At 61.8% G+C, this 11953-nt stretch carries 10 protein-coding genes; 8 read left to right on the top strand and 2 right to left on the bottom strand.

Annotation, left to right across the window (positions count from 1 at the left end; genetic code table 11):
• Positions 1-22 precede the first annotated feature (22 nt).
• The gene (locus JGU72_RS23360) at positions 23-1693 is read left to right on the top strand and encodes a hypothetical protein (protein WP_199686495.1); all 1671 of its coding nucleotides are present in this window, start codon (positions 23-25) and stop codon (positions 1691-1693) included.
• Between the two features lie 2 nt (positions 1694-1695).
• Here the strand turns inward: JGU72_RS23360 and JGU72_RS23355 are convergent, their stop codons facing one another.
• Entirely contained in the window at positions 1696-2319 is a 624-nt protein-coding gene (locus tag JGU72_RS23355; RefSeq protein ID WP_199686494.1) for a hypothetical protein, read from the bottom strand.
• A 14-nt stretch (positions 2320-2333) separates the two neighbouring features.
• Positions 2334-3728 (bottom strand): glycosyltransferase family 87 protein, encoded by a 1395-nt coding sequence (locus JGU72_RS23350; protein ID WP_199686493.1) that lies wholly within the window; start codon positions 3726-3728, stop codon positions 2334-2336.
• Between the two features lie 170 nt (positions 3729-3898).
• Here JGU72_RS23350 and rpsF point away from each other — a divergent pair, with 170 nt between their 5' ends.
• The 7 genes from rpsF (at position 3899) to JGU72_RS23315 (ending at position 11911) form a co-directional block, all read left to right on the top strand.
• Entirely contained in the window at positions 3899-4186 is a 288-nt protein-coding gene (rpsF, locus tag JGU72_RS23345; RefSeq protein ID WP_199686492.1) for a 30S ribosomal protein S6, read from the top strand.
• A gap of 97 nt (positions 4187-4283) precedes the next feature.
• A complete protein-coding gene (locus JGU72_RS23340; RefSeq protein ID WP_199686491.1) occupies positions 4284-4832 on the top strand; it encodes a single-stranded DNA-binding protein in 549 nt (182 codons plus the stop codon).
• A 45-nt stretch (positions 4833-4877) separates the two neighbouring features.
• The gene (rpsR, locus tag JGU72_RS23335) at positions 4878-5135 is read left to right on the top strand and encodes a 30S ribosomal protein S18 (protein ID WP_199686490.1); all 258 of its coding nucleotides are present in this window, start codon (positions 4878-4880) and stop codon (positions 5133-5135) included.
• A gap of 14 nt (positions 5136-5149) precedes the next feature.
• Positions 5150-5605 carry a 50S ribosomal protein L9 gene (gene rplI, locus JGU72_RS23330; protein ID WP_199686489.1) on the top strand — a complete coding sequence of 152 codons (456 nt, stop codon included), beginning with the start codon at positions 5150-5152 and terminating at the stop codon, positions 5603-5605.
• Between the two features lie 614 nt (positions 5606-6219).
• Positions 6220-8499, top strand: coding sequence for a replicative DNA helicase (gene dnaB, locus JGU72_RS23325; RefSeq protein ID WP_199686488.1), 2280 nt, complete (start codon positions 6220-6222; stop codon positions 8497-8499).
• A 773-nt stretch (positions 8500-9272) separates the two neighbouring features.
• Positions 9273-9809 carry a hypothetical protein gene (locus JGU72_RS23320; protein WP_199686487.1) on the top strand — a complete coding sequence of 179 codons (537 nt, stop codon included), beginning with the start codon at positions 9273-9275 and terminating at the stop codon, positions 9807-9809.
• Between the two features lie 8 nt (positions 9810-9817).
• Positions 9818-11911: an N-6 DNA methylase gene (locus JGU72_RS23315; RefSeq protein ID WP_199686486.1), complete on the top strand. Its 2094-nt coding sequence runs from the start codon at positions 9818-9820 to the stop codon at positions 11909-11911.
• Positions 11912-11953 lie beyond the last annotated feature (42 nt).

The following is an 11953-nucleotide window of genomic DNA, read 5'->3' as shown; positions in this document are numbered from 1 at the left end:
ACAACACGAAGGTTGAATGGGCATGAACGAGGTCGACCCGCCAGCTGGTCCGCAGCCGTATCAGGTTGGCCCCACTTTCGGATCCATCGATTACGGACCGCAAGCTCAGCATCCCGACACCAACTACCTCTATCCGCAGGGCGGTCTCGTACCGCAGCGCCGCACTAGCAAGAAGTGGTGGTTCGCCGGGATCGCAGCGGTCGTAGTGGTGGTTCTCGTCATCGGCGGGGTCCTTGTGTGGCAGTTGCGGTCCAGTTCCGATGGGGCGTCGTCACCGGAGAATGCCGCTCTGGATGCGCTGGCCGCAGTGGAGTCACGCGATCCGCTGGCGTTCACCGAGACGATCGCTGCCGGCGAACTCGACGGCCTCTCCGATGTCCTGACGTCGACGAGCGACAAAGCCGAAGAGACCGGGTTCCAGGACGGCGGCGGCGTAAGCGGGCTGCTGCAAGGACTTTCGGTCGCCACCGATGATGTTCACACCGAGGTCGAAGAGATTCGCGACGACCTCGCCAAGGTCACCTTCACAAGCGGCTCTGCGACGGTCGCTGTGGATCCTGACGAAGTCAACGTCGGCTTCCGTGATCTCATTTCCAAAGATGCAACGGCCGAGGAAGAGACGATCGACATCTCGGACCTGACCGGTGAAACCGAGAACGGCGATCCCATCGCCCCGTTCGTTATGACTGTAAAGATCGACGGCCGTTGGTATCTCAGTCCGCTATACACGGCCGGCGAGTACGCCACGGTTGCACTCGACGAGCGCCGGATCGACGATCCCGATGTGGACACGCAGGAGTACGGCACTCCCGAGGAGGCAGCAGAAGGCTTCCTGCGCGCTGTCGCCGACACCGTCGAGCGTCGCGACGTCAGCGACCTGTCCGGTGCCATGTCCTCGCATATCGGCCGCGCAATCGCGACTTACCAACCGCTGTTCGACCGGCTGCTCGACGCCAACGAGCTCGACGACGACGTTTCCATCGACATCGATCGAGCCGAATTCACCTCCGAGACATCGGGTTCCAGCGCGAAGGTGGTCGCTGACAATCTCGACATGACGGTCACCACGAACGGCGACAGCTACAAAGTCGAGGTCAGCGGCGACTGTGTCGATACGACCGGTCCAGACGGCGAACGCGAACACAACTGCGGCGATGACGAGGGGATCGGAGTCCTCGGCTTCTTTTTCAGCCTCGGCCGCGAAGGCGGTGGTGTGCCCGAGGGCATCTCGGCAACCCGTGACGGGTCGGGCTGGCACATCGATCCCGTCGCAACGCTGGTCACCGGCGCGTTCGACAGCCTCGACGGCCTGACAACGGACCAACTGTTGTTCCTCATCGGCGTCGAAGGTGGTGGCATCGAGGTGTACTCACGCGCCGAGGCGGAAGGAACCTTGGAGGTCGGCGCCAGCAAGTCGGTCACGCTGTCGTCGCCACTGGACACGAGCGAGCGACACGCATATGGGGTCGCCGTCCTCGACATGGACGTCGAACGGGGCAAGACGGTACGTATCGAGGTGAACACTGATGACTACGCGCAGGTCGATCTCGTCGGTGCGTCGGGCCGACTCGATCGCGATTACGACTACGAGGGCGACAACAGGACCTACGAGTTCCAACCCGATGAAACCGAGACCGTGAAGGTTGTGGTCACCGGATACGACGACGAACGGGTCACGCTGAAAGTCCGCTAGCGTTAAGTATGAAAGCGCAAGCCCGCGACCATCTTCGGGAAGTCGCGGGCAAACGCCTCATCGTCCGGATTCCGTGTTTGCCCGAGAAATGACACGAACCACTCCTCGTCACCGACTTTGCAGGTCGCGAAGAGCGCGAACTGATACGTGGTGCCGACGACCGAGAAAGTTCCGGAATTGGCGATCCCCGAGAACCCGCACATCGTGATTTGCCGGTAGCCGAGCCGTTTCCACCCTGCCAGACTCTCGGAAGCGGTCTTTGCGGCCGCTAGTTGGGCACCCGGCGCCAGAGATGCTTTGGAAACGTCCAGGTGGACGACGCTTTGGTCGTTTATCACGCTCACGGTCCGGGCGCCTGCGAGGTCCGCGTCGGTGTTGATCTCCCATCCTGGCAATGCCGGAAAGTCGACCCGCAGCGCGCTCGCTTCGGCTGGGGCAGTGAACTTTTCGCCAGAGACCGGATCCGCTGCGCAGTCCGCGGCCGTCGCAGGCGGCTGCGCGGAGCTTGCAGCGTGCACAGTCGGACTCACGGTCGGCTCGGCGACCTCCTTCGCCACGTCCCCCGAGCACGAGGCCGAAAACCCCACGCCTACAAGCACTACGAACACACCGAGCTGTCTCTTCATGCCCCACTCCGAATTCAACCTGTTCGGACAAAGTTTCCGGAATCCGCACTCACTTCTTCGACTACGTTATCTTGTTTCACCGCAACAGGATCCGGTGCCCGCGGCGCTCGAAGTGGCGCGCGCACGAACACGAAGAAGAAGTACACGAGGAGTGCGGACCGACCCCACACACCGAACTCCACGACTCTTGCCAGAGTGTTGTACGGGCCGTCGGTGCTGATCGCGTCGTAGAAACGAAAGACGCCGACTCCGATTGCGGCATCCGCGACGAGATAGGCCGCGATCGCACGCCACGGCACCCGCACGAGGACCAGGAACGGGATCAGCCACAGCGTGTATTGCGGCGAAAAGACCTTGTGGAACAGCAGAAAGCCGCACAGCATCGCACCGCTCACACCCACCCACGGGTATGTGCCGGTGCTGCCCAACCGCCGCCAACCGAGCCAGATCGCCAGGGCGAACGAGCCCAGCACCAGCGCAGGCGACAACACGTCGACCAGAGCGTTATACGTCGGATTGGTGTCGAACCCGCCGACGAACAACTTGCGCAGTCCCCAGAACCAGATCGAGTTCGTCGTGATGTCGGCTTCCCGGTGCTGCTGGAACGTGAACGACGCCCGCCAACCATCGAATCCGGCAATGGCGAAGGGCAGATTGATCGCGACGACGGTTGCGAGTGCAGCCGCGCCGGTCACGACCGCGCCACGAACGTCGAAACGGCCCTTCGCACCTGGCGGGAGTTCCCGTCCACCGACCCCACCGGTGAGGACGTACGCCATCAAGGCGACGACGAACGCCGCGGGGTAAAGCTTCAGGCACGTGCCGAACCCCAGCAACACTGCTGCACAGAAGGCGCGCGATCGCAGCGGTCCGAGTCCAGTCGCATTCACGACGTAGACGGCAGCTACCGCCGACGCCACGACGGGCAGCTCCCAGTTGTGAAAGCCGTACAGAACGAGCGGGGGACCGATTGCCCACAGATAGGCCGCACGCCCGGACATTCGGCCCAGCATCAAACCGACTGCCAGCCCGAAGGGCGCCATGATCAACGCGGAGGCCAGTAAGAACTGCGCGTCGTTGTGCGCGGGCAGCCCCCCGAGCCACATCAGGACTCCCGTGAGCACCGGGTACTCGACGGTTCCGCCGGTCAACGTGCCGCCGTCGGTGATACCACCGTTTATGTACGGGAAGTCGTGCTGGCCGAGTCCGCGTTCGACCCAGAGGAACTGGATGTCCGAATAGCACACGTCATGGTCTTTCACCTGGTCGAATACCAGGCTGCGCCCGTAATCGTCGAAGGGTTCGCCCGCACAACGCGCCTTGTTCGCATACGCGAGACATAGGACGATGCCGCACAGGAAAACGACGAGAACGACCGTTGTCGTCCTGGCAAAGGTGGCGGACCGCACCCTTCCCACCCTAAGCGGGAAGTCGGCGCCAGTCGGCCTCACCGGCCGATGGCGCGCAATTTCGCTGGTCAGGGGGCACTCGTGTACCCTGCAAAGGTTGCTGACGCAACGACCCTCCTGTCACGGATCGTCCGTGGCCGTTCACAGTCCATAGGAGGTGATGAGGTCTTATGCGTCATTACGAATTGATGGTCATTCTCGATCCGAACTTGGACGAGCGCACCGTCGCCCCATCGCTCGATACCTTTCTCAACGTTGTTCGCCAGGATGGCGGCAAGGTCGACAAGGTCGATGTCTGGGGCAAGCGCCGTCTTGCATACGAGATCCTGAAGCACACCGAAGGCATCTATGCCGTCATCGATATCAGTGCAGAGCCTGCCACGGTCAGCGAGCTCGACCGCCAGCTCGGCCTGAACGAGTCGGTACTGCGCACAAAGGTCCTCCGTCAGGGCAAGTGATTTCTGACTGCGCCGCATAGCCGTCGGTGGCAACGCCTAGGCTCTAGCGCAACAGACTTTCACGCACTTTGACTGCACCCTTTGCAGGAGGAACCACATGGCAGGCGACACCGTCATCACCGTCATCGGAAACCTGACGGCAGATCCCGAACTTCGATTCACACCGGCCGGCGCGGCCGTGGCGAACTTTACTGTCGCCTCGACGCCCCGGGCCTTCGATCGTCAGACCAACGAATGGAAAGACGGCGAAGCGCTGTTCTTGCGCTGCAACATTTGGCGTGAGGCTGCGGAGAACGTTGCAGAGAGTTTGACCCGCGGTTCACGAGTAATCGTGAGCGGCCGGCTCAAGCAGCGTTCGTACGAAACGCGGGAAGGCGAGAAGCGAACTGTCATGGAGCTGGAGGTCGACGAGATCGGCCCATCGCTTCGCTACGCAACCGCGAAGGTCAATAAGGCCAATCGTGGTGGCGGCGGCGGGGGCGGCGGCTTCGGTTCTTCCGGTGGCGGTGGCGGCTTTGCCGCTTCCGGCAGCGGTGGTGGACGTCCCAATCAGCAGCCATCCGGCGGAGACGACCCGTGGGGCAGCGCCCCGCAAGCGTCGGGCTCCTTCGGCGGCGGCCGTGTAGACGACGAACCACCGTTCTGATTACTCACGATCGAACGAGATACACGAAGTTACGGAGAATGACCCATGCCTAAGCCGCCCGCGCGCGACAAGGTACTGAAGAAGAAGGCGTGCACCTTCTGCAAGGAAAAGAAGCTGCACGACGGCAAGACCGGCATCGACTACAAGGACGTGCCGCTGCTGCGCAAGTACGTTTCCGATCGCGGCAAGATCCGCGCTCGTCGTGTCACCGGAAACTGCGTCCAGCACCAGCGGGACATCGCAATCGCCGTGAAGAACTCACGCGAGGTTGCCCTGCTGCCGTACGTCTCGACAGCACGGTAGGAAGGAAAGCGATCATGAAGCTGATTCTTACTGCTGACATCGACAAACTCGGTGCGCCCGGCGATACCGTCGAGGTCAAGGACGGATACGGACGCAACTTCCTGCTCCCGCGTGGTCTGGCAATCCAGGCCACCCGCGGTGCGGAGAAGCAGGTCGAAGGCATTCGCCGGGCCCAGGAGGCTCGTCGAGTTCGCGGAGTCGAGCACGCCAACGAGCTGAAGCAGGCCATCGAAGGCCTCGAGTCGGTCACCCTGACGGCAAAGACCGCCGGCGGTTCCGGAAAGCTCTTCGGCTCGGTCACCGCTGCCGACGTTGCAGGTGCGATCAAGGCCGCAGGCGGCCCGATCGTCGACAAGCGCAGCATCGAACTCCCGAAGGCTCACATCAAGGCCACGGGCAGCCATGCCCTCGTCGTGAACCTGCACCCGGACGTCGTTGCCAAGTTCCAACTGGACGTCGTCGGCGCATAGCCCACGTCTCCAGGTAGGCCCCGGGAACCTCGGTTCCCGGGGCCTTTCTGCGCCGTATAGCCGATTTGCGAAACGTTCGCTCAGCGTTCGCAAAAATTGGTTGGCGCGATTCTTCCCGCCCGCCGCGCAAGCCCCAGCAACTTGGGGCACCGGCAACAAAGTTTCGGTTGTGTGGCGAAGGTCATATTGAAGTTAATGAGTTGTTTACCCAACACGCCCGAAACATGCACTTCGAAGACACGCCGTAACTAATTTTGTGCACAGGGTTTAGGACGCAAAAACGTAGCGTTAGCAGGCGTTATGTAAGTGTGATCCGCGTTTATCCTCAGGTTGTCCCCAAGCGGTGCACAAAGTTGTCCAAGAGATTCCACATTCCCTCCACAACTGTGTCCACAGGTTCATTTGTACCGATCTGAAAACGTCCTTAGGGTCTTCTCAGCATCGCGAAATTCCCTCTGCCAAGGTTGCCAGAGCTGAGATGTCGGTGCGTCGGGGTAGAACTAGCGTTCGAGCAGGATCGCCGAGTAACTCGGCGCAGATGTGTGTGTTGACAGCGTCTCGGTAACAGCGCTTACCGGTGCCGGTGTTTCTCCGACAGAGAGGTGGACGGTCGCATGGCGGTAGTCGACGATCGGGGTCACGCAGACTACTCAGGACCGCTCGAGCCACCGACGGGAGAAGATTTCGGTCGACAGCCACCGCAGGACATGGCGGCCGAGCAATCCGTGCTCGGCGGCATGCTGCTGAGCAAAGACGCGATTGCCGACGTCATCGAGCAGCTTCGTCCCGGCGACTTCTACCGCCCGGCACACCAGAACGTCTACGACGCGATTCTGGATCTCTACGCCCGGGGCGAGCCTGCCGACCCTGTGACCGTCTCCGCCGAACTCGACCGTAAAGGCGAACTTCGCCGCATCGGCGGGCCGCCGTATCTGATCACCTTGACACAGACCGTCCCCACGGCCGCGAACGCCGGTTTCTACGCTCAGATCGTCTCTGAGAAGGCGATTCTGCGCCGGCTGGTCGAAGCCGGCACACGCATCGTTCAGTACGGCTACGCGGGCGCTGACGGCCAGGACGTCGCCGAGGTGGTCGACCGCTCACAGGCCGAGCTCTACGAGGTCACCGAGCGGCGCACGAGCGAAGACTTCGTGGTTCTCGAAGAATTGCTGCAGCCGACGATGGACGAGATCGACTCGATCGCGAGTCGCGGTGGCATCTCGCTCGGCGTACCGACGGGCTTCGCCGAACTCGACGAGCTGACCAACGGCCTGCACCCCGGCCAGATGATCATCGTCGCCGCGCGCCCCGGTGTCGGTAAGGCGCTCGCCCTCGACACACCACTCGCGACGCCGTGTGGTTGGACGACCATGGGAGCGGTCGCTGTTGGTGACGAGCTGCTCGATGGTCGCGGACGGCCGACGAAGGTCGTCGCCGCAACCGAGATCATGGTCGATCGCCCCTGTTACGAGGTCCAGTTCTCCGACGGCACGGTGCTGATCGCCGACGAAGAGCATCAATGGCTCACAGCAACTTTCGCCAACGACGCGGTTCGCACAACAGGCGAAATCGGTGCCACGCTCGCCGAAGATCACTCGGTCGCCAATACCGAACCGCTGCATCTGCGCTCGCGAAACTACCTCGTCGGTCCGTACACCCTCGGTGCTTGGCTCGCCGGCACCAGAGACGACTGCGCCAAGATAGAGACCGAAGAATCCGGCATCATCGCCCGTGTAGAAGCCGACGGCATGCTCAGCACCGGACTCCTTCGTGCAATCGGCGTCTTCGGCGACAAGCACATCCCGACCGAGTATCTGCGCGGCTCCGAGGGCCAGCGCCGCGAACTGCTCGCAGGCCTGCTCGATGCAGACGGCGTCATTTGCCCTGATGGGTCCGTCGAGTTCACGTCCGCGCACGAGGGTCTCGCCAGTGGCGTTTCGGAGCTCATCGTGAGCCTCGGCTACAGCTGCACCACGGACGCCACCCCGTCCGGAGTGCGACTCACCCTCACGACCGATGCAGACCTGTTCCGGCTGCACCGAAAGGCCATGCTGCACAAAGAACTCTGCGCGAGTAACCCGTGGGCCGAGGTTGCGTCGCGCTACATCGTCGACGTCCGCAGGATTTCGAGCGTTCCCGTGCGTTGCGTCGAGGTCGACAACCAGGACCACCTGTATCTCGCCGGGCGCGCGATGGTGCCGACGCACAACTCGACGCTCGGCATGGACTTCATGCGTTCCTGCTCGGTCAAGCACGGTCTCGCCAGTGTCATCTTCTCCCTGGAAATGAGCCGGACCGAGATCGTGATGCGCCTGCTCTCCGCGGAAGCGAAGATCAAGCTCGGCGACATGCGTGCAGGTCGCATGAGCGACGACGACTGGACCCGTCTCGCCCGGCGGATGAGCGAGATCAGCGAAGCACCGCTGTTCGTCGACGATTCGCCGAACCTGACAATGATGGAAATTCGCGCGAAGGCGCGACGCCTCAAACAGCGTCACGACCTGAAACTCATTGTGGTGGATTACCTTCAGCTGATGACGTCGGGCAAGAAGACGGAGTCGCGTCAGCAAGAAGTTTCCGAGTTCTCGCGAAGCCTGAAGCTGATGGCGAAGGAACTGGAAGTCCCCGTCGTCGCGATCAGTCAGCTGAACCGTGGTCCCGAGCAACGCACCGACAAGAAGCCGATGGTGTCCGACCTTCGCGAATCGGGCTCGCTCGAGCAGGACGCCGACATGGTCATCCTGTTGCACCGTCCCGACGCCTTCGAACGCGACGATCCCCGCGGTGGTGAGGCGGACCTCATCGTCGGCAAGCACCGCAACGGTCCAACCGCCACCATTACCGTTGCGCACCAACTACATCTGAGCCGGTTCGTCGATATGGCGCGGGGTTAGGCGAGTGCCGCTCGCGGCAAATGTTGGGACAGGGGCGCACATTGTTGGGATGTTGGGACAACAACCTGGGCTTTTGCAAAATCTTGGGACGGCGCCCACATTGCTAGCGATTTGGTCGACGGAACGTCACGTGACACACATTGGACGTTGGCGCCTGCCAACTGATGACTGGCTAAATTGAGATTTGGTTTGCGGGAAGGCCGGACATACCGCGATCGGCCGCACCGCACCCCATGATATCGACGCATTCCTACTCCGCCGACACCTCAACGTGGTGGAGTATGGGCGATCTCATCCTGAAGTTGTGACGCCCGCTGTAGCTCTTCGACGAGTCTGATGCGAATATCGCGCGGCATCACGCGCGGCGAGGTGGCACGATGCGCCATCCTCGGTATTCAACAACGCGGGGGATCAAACGCGGCCCGGTCGCAGCGCTTCGATGATTGGGATTGTCAGCCCCTTACTCGACCGAAAGTACGCACGCTACGACCAGGCTCTGTGCACTCGGATACACCAAGTCGACGAGCCGCGGTCGCTGCCGCGGGCTGGCACCGACGCACGGTTCCTGCCGACCAGCGACAGACGTTTCACCAGACGGCAGGCGCCAGAAAATCTCTGAGCCGCTGAAATCAGCAATTGCCCCCACCTTTCGCCTATGGCCAATCGGCGTAGCTGTTAACAACCGTCGCGAAAGTGTGGTTAACACGGTTACCCTTGCCATCAAGACTCCCGTCGGTTACATTTACCGCAACCCAAGAACAGAGGAGCACGCCATGGTCGCTAGGTCAGCCGAAGCACTCGCACTGCTCGCCCACGCGGCCCCCGCGCGTGCGCTCGCAAAAGTTCCGACTCTCGCCCCCGCGCAACTCCGGTGCCGAGCAGTTCACTTCATAGATATCGAGAACCTTTGCGGCACATCCTCAATCCGGATCTGCGAAGCCAAACTTGCGATGCGTGACTACCACGCCGCCGTCTGCATCGCGGCCGGCGATCACGTCATCATCGGAACCTCGCACCACAACGCGATCGCCGCCGGCAACGCCTGGCCAGGCGCTCGCCTGCTCACCCCGCGTTCCGGAGTCAACGGCGCCGACATCGCCATTCACGACGCAATCCACTCCGAGCGCATCCCGGAACGATTCGACCTGGTCTACATCGGCTCTGGCGATGGCGGGTTCGACACGGATCTGGCGTACCTGGCCGCCTCGGGCACCACAACGCATCTGGTTGCGCGTCAAAACAGCATTGCGGCGTGCCTACGACTTGCTGCACACCGCGTCACCACGCTCCCAGCCGCGTCGACTGCGTAGGGAGCGCCATGACCACGCCTCTAGTTCGGGCTGCCGACATCGCCGCAATGGCGAACGTAAGCCGTGCGGCCGTCACACAGTGGCGTAAGCGCCACAAAGACTTCCCTAGGCCCAAGGAAGACGTCGACTCCGACAGTCCACTATTCGACCGAGTCGAGGTCGAAGAATGGCTCGCCGCCCGTGGCCGGACACCGAATAGTCGTGCGTCGAACACCGCGGAGGGGATTGCGCACAAGCTCACTGATTATCTCCGAGGCTTTGTTGAACCCCAGCTGTACATCGAAATCGTCGGTGCGGGACTGGTTTTCGAGTACATCACCCGGGCACTAGCTGACGGACATGGACTCGACCGAGTTACCTCACAGGACTCCGACCGATACGACCAGCTTCACGCAAACCGGCCTGACACACTCGCCGGACTTCGCGGCGGGGAAATGGCCGAATGGCTCCAGCGCCTATTGACAACGTCCGACGTGTTCTCGGAGGCCTTGAGTCCACTTGATGTCAGCCGGCCTGAGGTGTCGAGCTTGCTGAAGACCCTTGCCGCTGAGACGAACTCGCTACCATTGACCGATTTCATCTCGGTCAACGACACACTTATCATCAACACACGCAGCGGCTCCATCATCGACCCGGCGCCTTTGACCACGCTGATAACCGCACTCGTGGGCCTACACGAGGGCACAGTGCTCGACCCGGCGATCGGTGCTGGTTCAACTCTGTTGGCCCTCGGACGAAACACGAGACTGACCCTTGTCGGCGTCGACGTCGACACCAGTGTCCTCGCTATTGCGCGACGACGAGCAATTCTGACGAACCAATCGGTTGACCTTAGGTTGGGAAACTCCCTAGGCACCGACCCCGCAGCGGGGGTTCTTGCCGACGCTGTCGTTGTGAATCCGCCGTGGGGGCTGCGAGACTTCGGGCCAGACGTCGACTTCCACAACCCCCGATGGATTTTCGGGCGACCCGCCTTGCGCTCCGAAAGCGTCTGGCTTCAACAAGCGGTCGAGCACCTGGCCGATGACGGGCGCGCATTCGTGGTCACTACTCGCAGCGAATTGTTCCGATCTGGTCAAGCAGAAGCAACTCGTCAAGAACTCATCCGACGTGGAGCCGTCGAAGCGATCATCGGGCTTCCCCCGGGACTATTCGAACCGTTCGCCCAAATCCAAACAGCACTATGGGTTCTCGCCCGCCCCGGGCACGGCGTCGACCCTGACCGACTCCTCCTCATTGATATCGCCGCAACATCCGACAGGACGATCAACGACGGTCTGGAATATGCGGCCCAGCAGTATCGCTCATGGCGGACCCAACATCTAATAAAAGACACAACGCATGCGGTGCTCGTTCCGGTACGTGAGCTCTTGGAACTCGGAACTGACCTAACACCGAATACGTGGCTCTCGCGAAGAGATGCGCCTAGCGCTCAAGAGTTGGTCGATCGGATCGCAAAGGCGCACTTAGCGGTCGAGTCGATGACAGCTCCGTCGGTCGAGCCGCTACCCGAGTTCACAGCAACCTCGGCAGTGCGAAGGGAGAAGCTCACGGCACTGCCGGGAGTCACCATTCATCGAGGTACCTTCCGCCGTTCCACCAATGTCAGGGCGAGTGCCGGCATCCCGCTACTGACCGGTCAACTCCTTCACCACTACGGGACGAGCGGTGAAATCCAGGCATCCGAGTTCATCGACCCGAACACCGCCGATGCCCCGATAACGCGCCCTGGGGACATCGTCATCTTCTCCGTGTCGCGAGTTCCAGCACACAAAATTGACCTCGAAGGATGGGCAGTACCTCCAAGCGCCTATCTCGTTCGTGTCGAACCCGACTCGCCATTCGACATCGACTACCTCGTTGCATGCATTAACGCCAACGCGCGGCAACAATCATCCCAACTCAGAGGCGAGCTGCGAGTCGTTCCCTCCAGACTCCAAATCCCCGTAATTCCCCTCGCCGATCAACACCTGATAGGGCGAACAATCCGCGATCTCGAAGCCGTCGCCTCCGCGACCCAGCATCGCCTCGAGCGACTACGCGGGCTCATCGACCTCATCGCGATCGCCAGCGGCGCCGGCTCGCTGGGCACCTCGCCATAGCACTCACGCCGTCGTCAACATCTGCAGAACCCTTAGCGCACA

Source organism: Antrihabitans auranticaus, from assembly GCF_016481275.1.
Lineage (GTDB): Bacteria > Actinomycetota > Actinomycetes > Mycobacteriales > Mycobacteriaceae > Antrihabitans.
Note: the sequence above shows the minus strand (reverse complement) of the source record. Positions and strands in the feature narration are given on the sequence as shown.

Bases quoted from the DNA above. Each gene is read 5' to 3' on its own strand.
- JGU72_RS23360 (WP_199686495.1), top strand. From the start codon at position 23: ATGAACGAGGTCGACCCGCCAGCTGGTCCGCAGCCGTATCAGGTTGGC.
- JGU72_RS23355 (WP_199686494.1), bottom strand. From the start codon at position 2,319: ATGAAGAGACAGCTCGGTGTGTTCGTAGTGCTTGTAGGCGTGGGGTTT.
- rpsF (WP_199686492.1), top strand. From the start codon at position 3,899: ATGCGTCATTACGAATTGATGGTCATTCTCGATCCGAACTTGGACGAG.
- JGU72_RS23340 (WP_199686491.1), top strand. From the start codon at position 4,284: ATGGCAGGCGACACCGTCATCACCGTCATCGGAAACCTGACGGCAGAT.
- rpsR (WP_199686490.1), top strand. From the start codon at position 4,878: ATGCCTAAGCCGCCCGCGCGCGACAAGGTACTGAAGAAGAAGGCGTGC.
- rplI (WP_199686489.1), top strand. From the start codon at position 5,150: ATGAAGCTGATTCTTACTGCTGACATCGACAAACTCGGTGCGCCCGGC.
- dnaB (WP_199686488.1), top strand. From the start codon at position 6,220: ATGGCGGTAGTCGACGATCGGGGTCACGCAGACTACTCAGGACCGCTC.
- JGU72_RS23320 (WP_199686487.1), top strand. From the start codon at position 9,273: ATGGTCGCTAGGTCAGCCGAAGCACTCGCACTGCTCGCCCACGCGGCC.
- JGU72_RS23315 (WP_199686486.1), top strand. From the start codon at position 9,818: ATGACCACGCCTCTAGTTCGGGCTGCCGACATCGCCGCAATGGCGAAC.